The following is an 18,992-nucleotide window of genomic DNA, read 5'->3' as shown; positions in this document are numbered from 1 at the left end:
TACATCAGGTTATAATTGTTTTTAATTTTATATTATTTCAATTTATTTAAATACATATTAACAGTATTATCTAAACCAAGATAAAGTGCTTCTGCAATTAAGGCGTGACCAATTGAAACTTCCAACAGTCCCGGAATATTTTCTTTGAAAAACTTGATATTATCTAAACTCAAATCATGACCCGCATTGATCCCTAAACCTAATTCGTTAGCTAATTCGGCGGCTTTGGTGTAAGGTTCAATTCCTTTTTCGTTTCCTAAACTGTATTGATGTGCAAAGGCTTCAGTATACAATTCAATTCTGTCAGTTCCTGTTTTTTTTGCTCCTTCAATCATTTCCAGAATCGGATCAACAAAAATTGAAGTTCTAATTCCGTTTCTTTGAAATTCCTGAATAACTTCTGTCAAATATTCCTGATTTTTAATCGTATCCCAACCAGCAGAAGAAGTTATTGCCCCAATTGCATCTGGAACTAATGTTACCTGATCCGGTTTACATTCTAAAACCAAATCAATAAAATTGTGTTGTGGATTCCCTTCGATATTATATTCAGTTGCAACAATTGCTTTTAAATCACGCGCATCCTGATAGCGAATATGACGCTCATCTGGACGTGGATGGATTGTAATTCCTTGTCCTCCAAAACGCTGAATGTCTACAGCTACTTTTAATAAATCGGGAACATTTCCGCCTCGAGCATTTCGAAGCGTTGCTATTTTATTGATATTTACACTTAACTTTGTCATATAAATAGATAATTAATTCTAGTAACACTATATTTGTAATGACAAAAATACAAAGTAAAACGCAGCAGTTTTCGGTATTTTTTGATTATTTTGCATCAAATATCTTCAATGATTTATGACAGAAATTACAAACTATATCACAAATGATTTCAGAGCGATTGATAGTCAGGAAACGATAGCATCGATTCAGGACTTTTTTATCGATGTAAATTTTTCTCATTTCCCGATTCTTGAAGACGGGATTTTTATTGGAAGCATTTCTTCTGATGATGTAGAAACATTTGACACTGATAAAAAAGCAATTGACTACAAATATACTTTAGAACGCTTTTTTGCCAGAAAATCGATGATCTGGCTTGACGTTCTAGAAGTATTCGCTAAAAACCACACCAACATACTTCCAATTCTTGACGAAAATAATGCTTACATCGGTTATTATGAAATGGAAGACATCATGAAATTTTTTCAAGAAACGCCATTTTTAAAAGAGCCTGGAGCAATTATTATTGTTCAAAAAGGACTTTTAGACTACTCTATGAGTGAGGTAACTCAAATTGTAGAGAGTAATAATGGTAAAATTTTAGGATGTTTTGTTTCTGAAGCCGATACTGAAAATGTTCAAATCACAGTAAAAATTGGTTTAGGAGCTATCAATGAAATTATTCAGACGTATAGAAGATATGGTTATGAAATTATTTCAGAACATCAGGAAGATACTTACATCAACAGTTTAAAAGAACGATCTGATTATCTAGACAAATACCTTAATATATAAGTTATAAATGTGCCAATGAGAAAATTAGTTAATTAGACAATTTTCGTATTTTCCAATTATCTAATTGACACATTGACAAATTCTCTAATTTAAAAAAGAATGAAAATAGCCATTTACGGACAATATTATCAAAATAGTACAGAACCAATTATAAAAGACATTTTCAGGTTTTTCAATTCCAACAACGTTGAAATGGTAATTGAGGAAAACTTCCTTAACATGCTATATGAAAAACAGCTGGTTAAAAAAGAGTACAAAACTTTTCCTTCAAACAGTGCTTTGGATAACAGCTTTGAGATGCTAATAAGCATTGGTGGCGATGGAACTATTTTAAGAGCAGCCGCTTTTGTTCGTAATTCTGGCGTTCCTTTATTAGGGATAAATGCAGGGAGATTAGGTTTTCTTGCCAAAGTACAAAAAGAGAATATTGAAAGTTTACTTCAATACGTTATTGATCAAAATTACACTACTTCTGAACGCACACTATTAGGATTAACAGCCGATCCTGAAAACGATGCTTTCGAAGAACTTAATTTTGCCATGAACGAAGTAACTGTGAGCAGAAAAGACACTACTTCTATGATCACGGTAGAAACTTACTTAAATAATGAATATTTGAACTCTTATTGGGCAGACGGATTAATCATTTCTACTCCAACTGGTTCTACAGGATATTCCTTAAGCTGCGGCGGACCAATATTAACCCCAGATGTAAAAAGCTTAGTAATTACACCTATAGCGCCTCATAATTTAACAGCCAGACCACTTGTTATTCCCGACGATACCGAAATTACTTTGCGCGTTACAGGAAGAGAAGACCAATATTTGGTTTCTTTGGACTCAAGGATTTCTTCAGTGAAAAATGAGTCTATTTTAAAAATTAAAAAAACAGACTATAAAATTAAAATGGTCGAAATTCCAGGCGAAACTTTCTTGAAAACCTTGAGAAACAAATTGCTTTGGGGAGAAGACAAAAGAAATTAAACTCTTTTATAATTCTCCACTATACGATATTACCACATTTTCTCGTTCTGCATATAGTGAATCATCATTAAATGGCTCAAAATCATAACGTAAATTGAAAAAAAAGCACATTTAAGCAAAGGAACTTTGATTCGTATTGATAATTATTATATTTGCACGCAATTTTGAATTAAATGAAGAAAATTTTTAATTTATTGTTATGTTTTTTCCCCTTTATTACGCTAAATGCTCAGATCAATGAGCTTGGTGTTTTTCTTGGTGGAAGCAACTTTGTTGGTGATGTTGGTAAAACAACTTATATCGCCCCGGAAAAACTAGCTTTCGGAGTTCTTTACAAATGGAATAGAAGTCCGAGACATTCATGGCGCTTCTCTTATACACAATCGAATGTTAGTGGAAATGACTACAAATCAGATGAAACAGGAAGAAATCAGAGAGGTTATCGTTTTGACAATGATGTAAAAGAGCTTTCTGCAGGATTAGAATTCAACTTTTTCGATTTTAATCTTCATGATTATCATACAAAAATTACTCCTTATGTATATTCGGGATTAAATTTCTTTATCTTCGACAACCTATATAGATATACTACAAGCCCAAACGTCATTTATTCTGAAAATTCAAGCTCTTTTGCTATACCTTTTATATTAGGTATAAAATCAAACATAACACCACGTTTTGTTTTAGGACTTGAAACAGGAGTACGTTATACGTTTTCAGACAATATAGACGGAAGTCACCCTAACACAAGTAATTCAAACATTTTAAAGTTTGGAAATTTAAATAATAATGACTGGTATGTTTTTTCAGGTGTTACCTTAACATACACATTTGGAAAAAAACCTTGCTATTGCGCAGAATAAAATGAATTTAATAGAATCAATAGATCACACAAACTTACCAAAACACCTTGCCATTATTATGGACGGTAACGGACGCTGGGCAAAACAACAAGGTTTTTTGCGAGCGTTTGGACATGAAAATGGAACAAAATCTGTAAAAGAGATAATCAAAACTTCGGCTAAGCTGGGTATTGAGTATTTAACTTTATACGCTTTCTCGACAGAAAACTGGAACCGACCAAAACTTGAGGTCCAAGCATTGATGAAAATATTGATCAATTCATTAAAAAAAGAACTCATTACGCTTCAGGAAAACAATATTCGTCTTAACGCAATTGGAAATCTTGATAAATTGCCAAAAACAGCCCAAAAAGAGCTTTTGGATGTGATGGAAAAAACTAAAGACAATTCCCGATTAACACTAACTCTTGCTTTAAGTTATGGATCTAGAGAAGAGCTGGTAAATGCTGTAAAAGCAATTAGTGATAAAGTTAAAAATAATATAATTTCAATAGACACTATTGACGATTCAATTATAAATGAGCATCTTTACACGCAAAATTTACCAGACGTAGATTTATTAATACGAACCAGTGGAGAACATAGAATAAGTAATTTTTTGCTGTGGCAGATCGCTTATGCAGAATTATATTTTACTAATGTCTTGTGGCCAGACTTTAAAGACCAGGATTTATATGAGGCTATTATTAGTTATCAAAAAAGAGAACGTAGATTTGGAAAGACCAGTGAACAAATTAAATAATTTTTTAGTGTTGCAAAAAAAAATACAAATAGTCCTTACCCTTTTACTTTTGGGTAGTTTTTCACAAATTAAAGCACAAGAAAGAGTTCCTTTTGATCAGGGAAAAAAATATATTCTAGCCAAAGTTTCCGTAGTTGGTAAAATAAGCTTCAATGAGCAAACCGTTGTAACGTTTTCAGGACTTCAAAAAGGTCAGGAAATCACTGTTCCCGGTGAAGAAATTAGTAGTGCAATTAAAAAATTAGGTAAACTAGGTTTATTTGATGAAATTGCTTTCTATGTAAATAAGGTAGAAAACGATAGTATTTATCTGGATTTAGATATTATTGAGCTTCCTAAACTAAACGAAGTCAAATTCGTTGGTATTAAGAAAGGTAAAGTTGAAGGTTTAATTAAGGATAACAACCTGACTAAAAACAAAATAGTCAATGAAAACTTAATTACAACTACTAAAAACTATATTGAAAACAAATACAAAAAAGACGGTTTTTACAATACAAAAGTTACTATTACCACCACTCCTGACACCATAGCAGGAAATCAAGTAAATATGCTTGTTAGAGTTGATAAAGGGGACAAAGTAAAAATCAGCAATATTGATTTTACTGGAAACAAACAACTTACAGACAGCCAATTACGTGCTGCAATGAAAGACACTAAACAGAAGAACTTTATTCGTGTTTTTAAAGCTTCCAAGTTTATTCCCGAGAAATACAAAACCGATTTAGAGAAAGTAATTGCAGCCTATAAAGAAAAAGGATATCGTGATGCTCGTATTATTTATGACTCTGTACAATATAACAAAAAGAAAAATACACTTGCGATTAAGATTAATGTAGAAGAAGGAAATAAATACTATTTCGGTAACATTAAATTCCTAGGTAATACCGTTTATTCTGATCGTCTTTTAAACAGCTATTTAGGTATCAAAAAAGGAGAAACTTATAATGGAGTTTTATTAGAAAAAAGAATCGCTGACAAGTCTAAACCAGATGCTGAAGACATCACCAATTTATATCAAAATAATGGTTATTTATTCTCAAACATTAATGCTGTAGAGGTAAAAACCGTAAACGATACAATTGATTTTGAAATCAGAGTTACAGAAGGTCCAATTGCCTATTTCAACAAAATTACTGTAGTTGGAAATGATAAAACAAATGACCATGTTATTTATCGTGAGTTAAGAACTAAACCAGGTGAAAAATATAGCAAAGAACAGTTAGTAAGAACCATTCGTGAGATTGGACAATTAGGTTTCTTTGACCCTGAAGCAATTGATCCGAAATTCAAAAACGTTGATGCTGCAGCAGGAACTGTTGATATTGAATATAATGTTGTAGAAAAAGGATCTAGCCAGGTCGAACTTCAGGGAGGTTACGGTGGTGGAGGTTTCATCGGAACATTAGGACTTTCGTTTAACAATTTCTCTGCGAGGAAATTATTTGACAAAGAGGCTTACAAACCATTACCTATGGGAGATGGACAAAAAGTGGCACTTCGTTTACAAGGAAGTACCTATTTCCAAACCTATAGTTTATCGTTCTCAGAGCCTTGGTTCGGAGGGAAAAAACCAGTACAATTTAGTTCATCTATCTCTTACAGTAAGCAATTTCTTAACAATTTTGTCACCAGAACTGTTGATAGAAACAAAAGTTTTAATATTTTTACAGTACAAGTTGGTTTAGCAAAAAGATTAACTGTTCCTGATGATTACTTTGTATTATCACAGTCTGTAAGTTATCAGCATTATGATCTGAACAACTACAATACAGGTTTGTTTACATTTGGTAATGGTGCATCAAGAAACTTAGCATATACTATTGGAATTTCAAGAAGTAATAAAGGGGTTAACCCAATATTCCCGACTTACGGTTCTGAATTTAGCCTTTCTGCCAAATTTACACCTCCATACTCATTATTTAATGGTGTAGATTATGGTGACTTAGGAAATCAGGAGGAATATAAGCTAAAAGCAACAACAACTTATACAGATAACAATCAAATAGTTGTAAACCCTGGAGATTATTTAGACTCAAATGGAAACAAAGTGAGTACTTATCAGGAAGCAGGAGCCGACCCAGCAAAAGTGGATCAAAAGAAATATAATTGGTTAGAATATTATAAAGTTAAATTTAAAGCTGATTGGTATACTAAAGTTTATGGCAAACTGGTCTTAAGAACCCTAACAGAATTTGGTTTCTTAGGAGCTTACAATCAGGAAAGAGGTGTTATTCCGTTTGAGCGTTTTTACTTAGGTGGAGATGGTATGGCTAACTATTCTATGGATGGTAGAGAGACTATCCAGTTAAGAGGTTATCCTAACAACTCTTTAACTCCTGTAAATACAAATAACGATCCAATCGGAGCAACTATTTATAACAAATTCTCTATGGAGTTACGTTATCCGATTACATTAAAATCGTCAGCTTCTATTTTTGTATTGACATTCTTAGAAGCAGGATCTTCATACCCAACGTTCAAAGATTACAATCCATTTGATTTAAATCGTTCAGCGGGAATCGGAGTTCGTGTATTTATGCCTGCATTTGGAATGCTTGGTTTTGATTATGGTTATGGTTTCGACGCTCTTCCAGGGCAATCAAAAGCTAATGGATGGGAACCTCACTTTATTATTGGACAACAATTTTAAAGAAATAACGTTTGGTTAAAAATCATCAAATAAAGTTATGTTATGAGAAAACAATTTTTATTTATATTTTTAGCCTTGATTGTAGCAAATACAAGTCAGGCACAAGGTAAGACGACTAGAATTGGCTACATCGACATGGAATATATTTTAGAAAATGTTTCCGATTATAAAGAAGCTAAATCACAATTAGAGCAGAAAGCTCAAAAGTGGAAACAAGAAGTTGAGGCTAAAAAATTAAATATAAATACGCTTAAGGAAAGCTTAAAAACAGAAAAAGCTTTACTTACAAAAGAATTAATTGAGGAAAGAGAAACTGAAATTAAGTTTCTTGAGCAGGAAATGATGGATTATCAGCAGAAACAATTTGGGGCTGATGGTAATTTAATGAGACAAAAAGCTGCTTTGGCAAAACCAATCCAAGATCAGGTTTTTACCGCGGTTCAGGATATTGCTCAAGCCAAAAATTATGATTTTATCTTTGATAAATCATCAGATTTGACAATGCTGTTTAGCAATACAAGATTCGACATAAGCGATCAGGTTTTAAGAATCTTAAATCGTACAGAAAAACGCGAACAGTTGACGAAGAAACAACTGAAAGAGCAGGAAGCTAAAGAAAATCTTGAAAATGCAATAGACGAAAATCCTGCTATGGCAGAGCGTCAAAAAGTTCTTGACGAAAGAAAAGCGGCTAGAGAAAAATTGATCCAGGATCGAAAACTAGAGCAAGAAGCGAAGAAAAAAGAATACGACGACAGACGTAACGCATTAGCAGCTGAAAGAGAAGCAAAGAAAAATGGCACGGTTTCTGGAACAGCTAAAACAACAACAGAAACTCCAGCAGCAACAGAGGCAGCAAAAACAAGTACAACTGCTAAACCTGCCACAACTGGTACTGAGCAACCAACAACTGCTGAGCCAGCGATGACAAAAGCGGAGGAAAGACAATTGCTTTACGAACAGCGTAAAAAAGAATTAGAAGAGAAAAGAAAGAAAATTTTAGAAGAGAGAGAAGCGGCCAAAAAAGCAAAAGAGGCCGAAACACAAAAAGCAAATACGACCAATAATTAATTAATATTTTAAAAATGATGAAACAAATCAAAACTTTACTAATTGCTGCAATTCTTATTTTAGGAGCAAGTAACACAATGAACGCGCAAGCGAAGGTAGCTCATGTTGATGTAAGCGAGATCATGTCGAAAATGCCTGCTATGCTAGATGCTCAAAATCAACTGCAAAAATTAAGTGGTACATATGATGCTGAATACAAAAAAATGGTTGATGAATATCAAGTAAAAATCAAAAAGTACGAGCAAGAATCTACAACAGCAACTGATGCTGTTAACACAGAGCGTTCTAAAGAAGTTCAGGATATGCAAAAAAGAATTGTTGACTACAGAGACAATGCACAAAAAGAACTACAACAAAAAGAAACAGATATCGTAAAACCTTTAATGGAAAAAGTAAGAGCTTCTATCCAAAAAGTTGGAAAAGCTAAAGGTTTCCAATATGTTTTAGACGGTTCTACTTTATTATTAGCTGATGGTCCAAACATCACTGCTGACGTTAAAAAAGATTTAGGATTCTAAGAAATTCAAAACTTAAAAAACTAACTGTTCAATTCTATAAATTGAGCAGTTTTTTTTTACAAAAAATTAAAGCTAATCTGTACTATAATTTCTCGAATTGAATTAACTTAGAGTAACAGATTTTATCCAAAAAATAGTAATTTTGCTTTATGACAAACAATAATCCTATAGGCGTTTTTGATTCTGGTATTGGCGGAACATCCATCTGGAGCGCTATTCACGATCTTCTTCCAAATGAAAAAACCATTTATCTGGCTGACAGTAAAAATGCTCCCTACGGTCAAAAAACGAAGGATGAAATTGTTGCATTAAGTAAAAAAAATGTAGAATTTTTACTTGATAATAATTGCAAACTCATTGTAGTTGCCTGCAATACCGCTACAACAAATGCAATACGTGAACTACGCGCAGATTACGACATTCCGTTTGTTGGAATCGAACCTGCAATCAAACCTGCGGCAAACAACTCGCAAACACAAGTAATCGGAATTCTTGCTACAAAAGGAACATTAAACAGTGAATTGTTCAACAAGACTGCAGAGATGTTCCAAAACACTAAAATAATAGAACAAGTTGGTTATGGACTTGTACAACTTATCGAAGACGGTAATCTTTATTCGCCAGAAATGACACAGTTATTAGAATCTTATCTAAAACCAATGATAGAAGCCAATATTGATTATCTTGTTTTAGGATGTAGTCATTATCCTTATTTGATTCCTCAAATAAAAAAAATTCTCCCGGATCATATTAAAATTATAGATTCAGGAGAAGCTGTTGCACGACAAACTAAAAATTTACTACAGGACAAAGTGGGCTTTTCAGATGCTACACAAAACGATCCTGTTTTTTATGTCAATTCAGACCCAAAAGTATTGGAATCTATTTTAGAATATAAGTATCCCGTAATTAAAAAAGACTTCTAAAAGTTTATTCAAATTTACGTTTGACAAACCAAATTCCATCCAATGATAAATTGAGAGATATCTTATGATAATTTTCTTTTATCAGATCGTTTGCGATCCTTCCTTTTTGCCCATAAGAATAGGAAATATTTAAAGAAGAAAAGGTATTGTCAACTGGGAGATTCAATCCGATTGAAAATGAGGCATTATTCACACGATGTGAATCAACTTCAAGATATCCGGTATCATAACTGATTCCTGCAGCATAGCCTACTCTATCCCAATATTTTCTTGGATTCTTTTTGGAACTATACGTAAATCCCAATGCAACACGATCCTGATTTACAAAATTACCATACAGATCCGATTGTTTAGTATCATTCCATAAGCTTCTTTCATAGTCCACAGTCAAATTCAGATTATTCTTAAATCGTTTGCTTACGCCGATTCCAAATTCAAGAGGCATATAATAATCATCTGTATCCGAAGACGCTTCAGATTCGATAGAAGTTTGAACCTCATCAGCAATTGCTGTTACCGATTGTACTTTGGAAGCATTAATTCTTGAAGGAACCTTAAATGTTGTTCCAATAGTAAAAGTGGAATCTATTTTATATTGTGCCCCCAAAGTAGCTCGTATTCCGCTATAATCTGTTTTTTTATGAATTGTTGTTATAGAATTTCCAATTAAAAAAGAACGATCATCAACCGTATTTCCAAAGAGTACTGTTCCAGTAGCTCCCACTGTCAGTTTTTTTCCTATTAGATATCCATATGAAAAATCTAAACTATTCAATCCTCCAGATCCTGTAGCCGTGAGGTAATAATATTCTTGTCCGTCTTGTATAGGCAGTTTTAAATTTGAAATTTTAAATGTAGAACTGGAATATGGACGAAGAGAAAGACTAAAACCTGATTTTTTTGTAACAGGAAACGCAAATGCTAAATGCGAAAACTGAAAATTATTTCGGTTCTCTTTACGCGAACCACTTTGATATGTTGTGGACAATGCTTTTCCTCCTATATCAAACAAAAAATGGTTTTGATACATAAATCCTAATGATGCCGGATTTAAATTATTAATAAATGTATCCGAAGGCAAAGCAATTCCCGATGAACCAATTGAAGGCAGATATCCAAAATCTGAATCATACAAACTCCCAACTCCATATAATGAATACGGAGAACTTGAAATACTTTGAGAAAAGGAAGTCAACGACATCAAAATGAAGCAGCTCCATAAAACAATTTTATTTTTCATTAATATGAGATGTAATAAATTTTAAGCTGAATTTTATTGTTTAAGTGCTTTTGATCACCCAAAACAAGTCTGTTTACGGATTGGGCAATTCCTGGCAAAGTCAAGATAAGCGCTGACCTCGAATCAGATTGTTTGAGCATTTCTTTTTGGAGAAAACTTCCAACTGAAATGGAATACCCTACATTTTCATTAAACTCATCACTTTTCTGACTCAGTTTTCCATAAACCGATGTTCCAGCTGAGTTTACTAGTGTTCCGCTAATTCTGTTTAAATTATCTCCAACATAAACAGTTAAAGAATCTGCCAAAGGATATTTTTCTGAATATGAATTATTGACGGGTTTCAGGATTAATTCTGCATCTACAATAGCTCCATTTGTTGAAATATTTTTAAACTGCTTTATATTAGGAAAATCTATTCGACAAGCGACGCCAGTTCCAGACTGAATAAATCCTTGATTATTGGTCTGTAAGCTTGATAATCTGCCAGTAGAAGCAGGAAGATTTTGTATAATGGTTCCCGTTTTATCCAGAGAAATAGAATTAAATTGCTTAGTAGCATCTAAAATCGAAAAATCTACTATGAGAGATGCAGCTTCATTATCTGATTGGTATTTCGAATAATACAACCGAACTTTACTTGTTGAAACACTAAATCCGATAACATTGGAAGAATTGGAATTTTCAGGAACTAAAACAAGACCTTTTAAATATTCTGTAAAACTATCAAAATCTGTAACCTCTCTTTTTTTGATTTTTTGAAAAAGAGCTTCACCAAATTCCTTACTCATTTTAATGTTTATAGAATCTTTTTCTTTTGGTCTTGGTTTATAAGATATAGTTCCAAGACTTTCCGAACTATAGGTCAAAGTCGAATTGTTGTAAAAATTACTATCATTCGTGTTTGGCTTAACCTTTTGAGTCAATCTATGAATGTTAAATGTCTGGACTTTTGTGGTATCTCCGTAATAATATCTGTCATATTTAAGAATCATTGAGATCGAATCGAAAACATAATTGGTAGATTCTGTATCTGAACCCACACTGTTTAAAGCATAAGTATCTGCAGAAAGCTGAAAATAACTATCCGATTTAACTTTCCCGAAAACAGGATCATCATAATTTCCGATTAGAATTCTTCCACGATTTGAGGTTGCAAGTGAATCAAAATTAATAGTTGACATGTTAACCGTAACCGTATCAATCAAAATAACTTTATTACTTAAAGCCAGATAATCTGAGCCTACTGTAAACTCTCCCGTATCGGTATCTGTACCACATGAAAACAAGCTTAGTAAAAAAAGCAAGATCAATATAAACTTGTGCATAATTTATTTTTTCAACAAATATAAAATGCAAGCTTTCGCGCTACACTATAACATATACTATCACGCATTTTTAAGCTACAAATAGAACAAAATGATCTATAACAGCAATTATCTCCTTAAAACTTAATTCGACCTTAAAAATGACAATTTAGTCTATCAAAACAGGTCATACATATATCTTCTTTTTTTTAAGAGAGCCTTCCGTTTAATTTTGAAACCAATAAAATAAATAATGATAGTACGGTTTTTAATTTGTTCTCTTTTTTCGATTTCGTTTTTAAGTATAAAAGCACAAGGAAATTTTACTGCTTACGCGAATATTAAAACAGAGTCAACAAATAAGATAAATTTTAATGAAACTGATTTTGCTGTTTCCTATAAAAAGGATCTGGGTGCTAAATACAAAATAACAAACACTTTAGAATATTCGAATTTAAAAGTGAATTACGAATTGAATCCATTAGATTTTTATCAGGATCAGGATAAATTCAATCAGATTCAAAACAAATTTGAATTTTCACATCAGATAACAGAAAAAACAAAGTGGGAGTTTTCAGTTGTTCCAACAGTTAATTTTCAACAAAATTTAGATATATCAGATCTGACTGTTTTAGGAAATGTAACGATTAATCAGCAGCTGAATCCGAAATTAAATATTGTGATTGGAGCAGGAAGAACATCCATTTTTGGCGCACCAAAATTTACTCCAATTGCAGCTTTGGATTATAAATTCAATGAAAAAACTAATTTAAGAATTGGATTCCCTGATTCTAAAATTACATATTCAAACAATGAAAGAAATGAATTCAAATTAACAAACAGCTTTAACGGAAGTTTTTATCATCTCGACACATCGAATGATAAAGAAAAAGCAGTTTTATCACAAATGACATCTGCATTTGAATACGAACGTAATGTAAGCCGCAACTGGTTCTTAAATTTTAAAGCAGGTTATGATTTTGATAAAAAATACAGATTATTAGACAATAGTGACCATCAAATATATAATTACAATACAGGAAATGGTTACGTTTTAGGAATAGGGATCAAATACAAACAATAAATAAAATTAAATACACTATGATTAATCTAAAAAAAGGAATTTTATTCACCGCGCTTTTTTCGAGCCTTTTTTTTCTAAGCTGCAGTAATGATGAAGATGAAGAATTAATGGGGAACTGGATTAAAAAATCAGCCTTTGACGGCCCGGCAAGATCTAGTGCAACAAGTTTTGTTATTGGAGATTTCGCTTATGTTGTGGGCGGTTACACTGGTGACGAATATTTGAAAGATTTATGGATTTACAATTCAAACGGAGATTACTGGGAACAAAAAGCAGATTTTATTGGTGTAGGCAGAAGCTCGGCTTCTAGTTTTTCATTAAACGAAAAAGGATATGTTGGTCTGGGGTATGACGGAACCAACAAACTAAAAGATTTTTATCAGTATGATCCTTCTAGCAACAGTTGGACTCAAAAAACAGATTTTGCAGGAACAGCGCGTTACGCAGCAGTTGGATTTCAAGCAGGTGGAAAAGCTTATTTTGGTACAGGATACGATGGAAATTACCTAAAAGATTTTTATCAGTACGACGATCAAGCTAATTCATGGACACTTGTAAATGGTTTCAGCGGAAACAAAAGACGTAATGCGACAGTTTTTGTAATTGCAGACAAAGCTTATCTGGTAACGGGTATTAACAATGGTACTTATCAGGAAGATTTCTGGGAGTTTGACCCTGCAACAGATACTTGGACAAGAAAAAGAGATATCGATAAAGATACTGATGATGATTACTCATACAACGACGATTATGCTCTTGTACGTTCTAATGCTTCTAGTTTTTCTATGAATGGATTAGGATATCTTGTAGGTGGTGAAAACATCAAAACAATTTGGGAATACAACCCAACAACAGATTTATGGGTAGAAAGAACAGCAATGGAAGGTGCTACAAGAACTGACGCAGTTGCTTTTGCAATCAACAACAGAGGCTACTATATGTTAGGGAGAATTGGCTCTACTTATTTTGATGATGCCTGGGAATTTAGACCTTTAGAAGAACAAAATGATAATGATAACTAACACCATAAAACACTTCCAGGAGACAATCTGGAAGTGTTTCCTATTTTTTGTATTCTTTTTATTTTTTATATCCTGTGTTAAAAAAGAAGTACTTACATCTACAGCTTTTAAAACAAATTCAGGATGGGGATATACAATCGCTTACAAAGAAAAAATTCTAATTAAACAGACCGTTATTCCGGTAATAAGCGACAACAAAAGTTTTGCTACAGAAAGCGATGCCCTAAAAGTAGCTGAACTTGTAAAAGGAAAACTCAAACAAAACTTATCTCCAGCGGTAACCAAAAATGAATTAATTTTATTAAAAATAAAATTATAAATGCAGTTAGATACCTTAAAAAATACCGGCTATAACAAAATTCTATTTCATTGTGCAATATGGGTTTTCTTTATTTTGACTTCTTTAATTCAGTTTTACGAAAGCCCTTTTAAGATGGGAAACGACTTTTATGCACAGTGGATTACAGGAATCGTATTGTTTTATCTGAATTATTTTTATTTGGTTCCCTCCTATCTTTTACAGAAAAAATATTGGCTATATTTTTTGTTTGCTTTTGGCCTAATTACCATTTTTATGGTTATCAGAATAAACTTTTTTATTCCTGAATTCAGGCATTTAAGACCCGAAAACATAATGCCGCCGCGAATGATACCTCAAGGCCCGCATTTTTTTCCAAGAGAAGGAATGCATATGCCTCAAAGAATTGAAATGAGACAGCCGATTTTCTTTAAACTCGGACCTTCTTTTTTCTATATTCTGATTATAACCATAAGCGCGATTATTAGAACATTAACCGAATTTTACAATAACCAACAAAACAAATTAATTGCCGAAACACACAGAACAAATACCGAATTAATATATCTGCGTAAACAAACCAACCCGCATTTTTTATTCAATTCATTAAACAGTATTTATTCTTTGGCACACAAAAAATCTGATTTGGTCCCTGATGCCATCGTGACGCTATCGGAGCTCATGCGCTATATGCTCTATGAGACCGATAACAAAACGGTGGCTTTAGAAAAGGAAGTAAACTATATTCAGAATTACATTGAACTGCAAAAACTGAGATTAAACAACATCGAGGACATTGTAATTAATGTTCATGGTGATACCAGAAACAAATTTATTGAGCCCTTATTATTGATTTCCTTTGTCGAAAACGCCTTTAAATACGGAACTGATTACAAAGGTGCAGCTCACGTAAAAATTAAAATACTTATTACTGACCACAATCTTGATTTCTGGATTGAAAATACTATCGAAAATTATGTAAAAGATCCTGAAAATTCAGGAATTGGGCTCGTAAATATTCAAAGCCGTCTTGATTTGCTTTATCCAAATGCACATGAATTAGTGATTACGCAGGATAATGAATATTACAGAGTTCATTTAAATTTAAAGTTAGACGAAATCAAAACCGGAATACATTAAATTAGAAGTTATTATTGTTTGGGCATAATTTTGATTTATCAATCAGTATTTTATGAAAATTTTAAAACTTAATTTACTGGTTTAAAATTACTTTTGAATGCCAAAACAAATTATTAAAACTTAATTCTGAAAAAATGAAATGTGTAATTATAGATGACGAACCTTTAGCAGTAGAATTATTGCAGGATTTTGTCAAAAAAGTAGATTCGCTAGAATTAGTAAATTCTTTTAACAATGCGATTGATGCTGTTTCGTTTATTAATCAGAATAATGTGGATTTAATTTTTCTGGATATTGAGATGCCTCATTTTTCGGGAATTGATTTTATTAATACAATAGAAAAAAAACCTTTAGTTATTTTTACCACAGCTTATTCCGATTATGCTGTAGAAGGTTTTAATCTCGGAGCTGTAGATTATCTGGTAAAACCAATCCCTTTTCATCGTTTTTTAAAAGCAGTTGTAAGAGCTCAACAGGTTTTACAGCCAGTTGCGGCAAATCAAGCCGTTTCTGAAAATACAAATGCTCCTGAAATCGAACAGGATTTTATGTTTGTAAGAGCCGAATATGAAAATGTAAAATTGAATTTTGCTGATATTCTTTTTATTGAAGGTCTAAAAGATTATGTCAAAATTTATACGACTGACAACAAATTTACTCTAACATTAATTAGTCTAATCAAATTAGAAAATTTGCTTTCGAGTAAAGGTTTTGCGCGAATTCACAGATCGTATATTATCAATATCAAGCATGTAAAATCTATTCAGAAAAATAAAGTTTTAATAAGCGATAAAAGGATTCCAATTAGTGAAAGCTATAAAAATACTTTCTTCGAAAAAATCAACCTTTAAGTTTTTAAAATTCCAAAAATAGAATTCTTAAAATAAAAATTCCAAATTCCAATGCTTTTAGAACAACACATTGGAATTTGGAATTTCTTTTTTATTGGAATTTTTAAATCTATTTTTCTTCTTTAAACCAGCTGGAATACATTACATAATTATTTGAAATGCGTTCTATTTCACCTGCAAAATCAGATTGATCGATATCTTTTACTTTCTTCGCAGGAACACCCGCATAAATAGTTCCTGATTTCACAATTGTATTTTGAGTTACAACAGCTCCAGCAGCTACAATAGCGTTGCTTTCTACAACACAGTTATCCATGACAATGGCTCCCATTCCGATCAAAACATTATCCTGAATAGTACAGCCGTGTACAATAGCATTATGACCTATTGAAACGTTGTTTCCAATTATAGTCGGATGTTTTTGATAAGTGCAGTGAATAATTGCTCCATCCTGAATATTTACTTTATTCCCAATTTTAATATAATGCACATCTCCTCTCACAACCGCATTAAACCATACACTACAGGAATCTCCAAAAGTAACATCTCCTACAATTGTAGCGTTTTCAGCAACATAACAATCCTCTGGAATCAAAGGTGCTTTTCCGTTTACAGATTTAATCAGCATAAAAATAAAATTTAGTTAATCGCAGGACAGTTACAGTCGTAACGTTCTTTTCTACAGAACAAATTAATTCCTAAAGTAATTTGATGATAACCTCCTGTATCAAATTTTACATCTCCCATTACTTGAGAATACGTATAAGCAAACATAAAGTTCTTAAAGTTAACTCCAACTATAGGTGTAAAAAATTGTAATTTTTGAGAAGCAACTCCGCTTCCTGCAAGATACTGTGCGCCATCAAAACCTCTTCTATAAGATAGGGCCGCCCAAAGACTTCCGAAATCCATATTTTTGTAGGCTTTTATATTCAGATCGATCGTTTTTTCTTTTGTCTTATCAAAGTACTGGAAAAGTATAGAAGGTTCCCAGGTAACATTATTCCTTTTACCAAAAACATATCCTACGCTCAATAAAAATTTTCTCAAATTATCGCTTTCGTATTCGGTATATAATTCTCGTCTTGTTTCTAGCAATCCTTGAACTGTTGCATGCGCATAAAAATCCAGAAAGTTGTAAGAAGCTCCAATATCCATATTAAAGTAAGAGTCTTTCTGAATAGAACCGAATACAATAGGATCAAAAGTCCCTCCAAATTTCGTTTCATCCAATTGACTTTGTATCAAACCACCACTAATACCAAAAGAAAGCTGATTTAAATCAATCTCATCTCTCGAAAACATAATATGATGCGCATAAGTAAGCTTAACCCCTTTTTGAGAATGATAACCGTTTTTATCGTTAAAAACAATAATACCAGCTCCAGAACGTTCTCCTACTCTTCCGTTAAAACTTAATGTTTGTAAAGATGGTGCATCTTCTTGCCCGAACCATTGCTTTCTTGCAGTCAGTCTAATTTTTGCACAATTGGCAGCTCCGGCCATTGAAGGGTGAATCAGGTAATAATTATCCGACAAATAGTCTGAATATACAGGTATTCCTTCCTGTGAATAAGAAAAAAAGGAAGAAATAAGAAAAATTAATAAAACCCTGATTTTTAATTCCATAAAGGCAATTTTGTATCTATATAATTTTTACTCCTGCAATTTAATACGATTTCTTTGAAAAGAGTCTTAATTATTTTATTAAAAAATCAAATATAGCTAATAGTAGAAAATAACTTTAGTAAATTTGCAAAAAATATACTACCATGACAAAAATCAATATAAAAGAAACTCAAAACCCAACGATTTTGAAGTTCGAGTTTGAAGATTTCATCACTCAAAATCAAAACTTTGAGTTTAAAAATATAGACGAAGCACAAGCTTCTCCGCTGGCTCAGCAATTGTTTTACTTACCGTTCGTTAAGACTGTTTATATCTCTGGAAATTTTATCGCTATTGAAAGATATAGCATTGTAGACTGGGATGATGTTAAAGATGCTGTAGCAGAACAAATCATCTCTTTTGTTGACAAAGGAGGCGTTATCATTAAAGTTGACGAAACAAAGGCAAAAAAACAACCTATTACAGTTTATGGAGAAACGACTCCAAATCCTTCTGCGCTGAAATTTGTAGTGAGCAGAATGCTGACTCGTAATGCTGTAGAATACAAAAACATTGATCAAACCGCTTCTTCTCCATTAGCACAGGAATTATTTAAATTTCCTTATGTAAAAGAAATCTTCATTGACGAAAATTATATTTCTGTAACCAAATATGAAATTAATGATTGGTCTGAAATCACTTTAGAATTAAGAACTTTCATCAAACAATTTATCGAAAATGGAGGTACTGTATTGGACGAAAGTCTAATTCAGACAGCTACAAAAAATGAAGCTACAAAAGACGAAGCTTTTGATAAATTGGACGTTACTTCGCAACAGATTATTAATATCTTAGAAGAATATGTAAAACCTGCAGTAGCTGCCGATGGTGGAAATATTGCTTTTGAATCTTATAATGAAGATGATAAAACAGTTAAAGTACTTTTGCAAGGAGCTTGCAGCGGTTGTCCTTCTTCAACATTTACATTAAAAAGCGGTATCGAAAACATGCTTAAAAGTATGTTGAACGATGAAGCCATAAAAGTGGAAGCTGTAAATGCTTAATTCACAAACAAAATAAGCAAAAGCGTCTCAATTGAGACGCTTTTTTTATTATTAATCACTCGTTATCAATTATTTATCATTAAAAAAAAGACTAATTCTA

19 protein-coding genes are annotated in these 18,992 nt (G+C 32.5%); 14 read left to right on the top strand and 5 right to left on the bottom strand.

The window, feature by feature from the left end:
• Positions 1-32: 32 nt before the first annotated feature.
• On the bottom strand, positions 33-746 hold the full coding sequence (locus NQQ59_RS24335) for a pyridoxine 5'-phosphate synthase (protein WP_144215424.1): 714 nt from the start codon (positions 744-746) through the stop codon (positions 33-35).
• A 115-nt stretch (positions 747-861) separates the two neighbouring features.
• Between NQQ59_RS24335 and NQQ59_RS24330 the strand changes: the two genes are divergently transcribed.
• The 8 genes from NQQ59_RS24330 to murI all read left to right on the top strand — a co-directional run bounded on the left by NQQ59_RS24330 (position 862) and on the right by murI (position 9,278).
• The gene (locus tag NQQ59_RS24330; protein WP_144215425.1) at positions 862-1,521 is read left to right on the top strand and encodes a CBS domain-containing protein; all 660 of its coding nucleotides are present in this window, start codon (positions 862-864) and stop codon (positions 1,519-1,521) included.
• A gap of 99 nt (positions 1,522-1,620) precedes the next feature.
• On the top strand, positions 1,621-2,505 hold the full coding sequence (locus NQQ59_RS24325; RefSeq protein ID WP_144215426.1) for an NAD kinase: 885 nt from the start codon (positions 1,621-1,623) through the stop codon (positions 2,503-2,505).
• Positions 2,506-2,678: 173 nt separating this feature from the next.
• Positions 2,679-3,368, top strand: coding sequence for a type IX secretion system protein PorG (gene porG / locus NQQ59_RS24320; RefSeq protein WP_144215427.1), 690 nt, complete (start codon positions 2,679-2,681; stop codon positions 3,366-3,368).
• A gap of 1 nt (position 3,369) precedes the next feature.
• Positions 3,370-4,110 carry an isoprenyl transferase gene (locus NQQ59_RS24315; RefSeq protein WP_144219772.1) on the top strand — a complete coding sequence of 247 codons (741 nt, stop codon included), beginning with the start codon at positions 3,370-3,372 and terminating at the stop codon, positions 4,108-4,110.
• On the top strand, positions 4,043-6,763 hold the full coding sequence (bamA, locus tag NQQ59_RS24310) for an outer membrane protein assembly factor BamA (RefSeq protein ID WP_186296589.1): 2,721 nt from the start codon (positions 4,043-4,045) through the stop codon (positions 6,761-6,763). The genes NQQ59_RS24315 and bamA overlap by 68 nt, the downstream gene beginning before the upstream one ends.
• Before the next feature lie 42 nt (positions 6,764-6,805).
• Positions 6,806-7,834, top strand: a complete 1,029-nt coding sequence (locus NQQ59_RS24305) for an OmpH family outer membrane protein (RefSeq protein WP_144215428.1) — start codon at positions 6,806-6,808, stop codon at positions 7,832-7,834.
• Between the two features lie 14 nt (positions 7,835-7,848).
• The gene (locus NQQ59_RS24300) at positions 7,849-8,352 is read left to right on the top strand and encodes an OmpH family outer membrane protein (protein ID WP_186296590.1); all 504 of its coding nucleotides are present in this window, start codon (positions 7,849-7,851) and stop codon (positions 8,350-8,352) included.
• Positions 8,353-8,501: 149 nt separating this feature from the next.
• Positions 8,502-9,278, top strand: coding sequence for a glutamate racemase (gene murI, locus NQQ59_RS24295; protein ID WP_144215429.1), 777 nt, complete (start codon positions 8,502-8,504; stop codon positions 9,276-9,278).
• Positions 9,279-9,282: 4 nt separating this feature from the next.
• Here murI and NQQ59_RS24290 read toward each other — a convergent pair whose 3' ends face one another.
• Positions 9,283-10,518 carry an aromatic hydrocarbon degradation protein gene (locus tag NQQ59_RS24290; protein ID WP_144215430.1) on the bottom strand — a complete coding sequence of 412 codons (1,236 nt, stop codon included), beginning with the start codon at positions 10,516-10,518 and terminating at the stop codon, positions 9,283-9,285.
• On the bottom strand, positions 10,518-11,846 hold the full coding sequence (locus tag NQQ59_RS24285; protein ID WP_144215431.1) for a DUF4270 family protein: 1,329 nt from the start codon (positions 11,844-11,846) through the stop codon (positions 10,518-10,520). Before NQQ59_RS24285 ends, NQQ59_RS24290 begins: the two co-directional genes overlap by 1 nt.
• 232 nt (positions 11,847-12,078) lie before the next feature.
• Between NQQ59_RS24285 and NQQ59_RS24280 the strand changes: the two genes are divergently transcribed.
• The 5 genes from NQQ59_RS24280 (at position 12,079) to NQQ59_RS24260 (ending at position 16,220) form a co-directional block, all read left to right on the top strand.
• Positions 12,079-12,909, top strand: coding sequence for a DUF6268 family outer membrane beta-barrel protein (locus NQQ59_RS24280; protein ID WP_144215432.1), 831 nt, complete (start codon positions 12,079-12,081; stop codon positions 12,907-12,909).
• A gap of 17 nt (positions 12,910-12,926) precedes the next feature.
• Positions 12,927-13,931, top strand: a complete 1,005-nt coding sequence (locus tag NQQ59_RS24275) for a Kelch repeat-containing protein (protein WP_144215433.1) — start codon at positions 12,927-12,929, stop codon at positions 13,929-13,931.
• Entirely contained in the window at positions 13,921-14,250 is a 330-nt protein-coding gene (locus NQQ59_RS24270; protein ID WP_144215434.1) for a DUF4907 domain-containing protein, read from the top strand. The genes NQQ59_RS24275 and NQQ59_RS24270 overlap by 11 nt, the downstream gene beginning before the upstream one ends.
• A complete protein-coding gene (locus NQQ59_RS24265) occupies positions 14,251-15,369 on the top strand; it encodes a sensor histidine kinase (RefSeq protein ID WP_144215435.1) in 1,119 nt (372 codons plus the stop codon).
• Between the two features lie 134 nt (positions 15,370-15,503).
• Positions 15,504-16,220 carry a LytR/AlgR family response regulator transcription factor gene (locus NQQ59_RS24260; protein WP_144215436.1) on the top strand — a complete coding sequence of 239 codons (717 nt, stop codon included), beginning with the start codon at positions 15,504-15,506 and terminating at the stop codon, positions 16,218-16,220.
• Positions 16,221-16,329: 109 nt separating this feature from the next.
• Here the strand turns inward: NQQ59_RS24260 and NQQ59_RS24255 are convergent, their stop codons facing one another.
• Positions 16,330-16,848: a gamma carbonic anhydrase family protein gene (locus tag NQQ59_RS24255; protein WP_144215437.1), complete on the bottom strand. Its 519-nt coding sequence runs from the start codon at positions 16,846-16,848 to the stop codon at positions 16,330-16,332.
• Between the two features lie 11 nt (positions 16,849-16,859).
• Positions 16,860-17,849, bottom strand: coding sequence for a PorP/SprF family type IX secretion system membrane protein (locus tag NQQ59_RS24250; RefSeq protein WP_144215438.1), 990 nt, complete (start codon positions 17,847-17,849; stop codon positions 16,860-16,862).
• A gap of 143 nt (positions 17,850-17,992) precedes the next feature.
• On the opposite strand from NQQ59_RS24250, the gene NQQ59_RS24245 reads away from it, so the two are divergent.
• Positions 17,993-18,892, top strand: coding sequence for a NifU family protein (locus tag NQQ59_RS24245; protein ID WP_144215439.1), 900 nt, complete (start codon positions 17,993-17,995; stop codon positions 18,890-18,892).
• The last annotated feature ends 100 nt before the right edge of the window (positions 18,893-18,992 follow it).

The organism is Flavobacterium panacis (assembly GCF_024649945.1).
GTDB classification, from domain to species: domain Bacteria; phylum Bacteroidota; class Bacteroidia; order Flavobacteriales; family Flavobacteriaceae; genus Flavobacterium; species Flavobacterium panacis.
The sequence above is the reverse complement of the archived record's forward strand: the minus strand, read 5'-3'. Positions and strand labels throughout refer to the sequence as shown.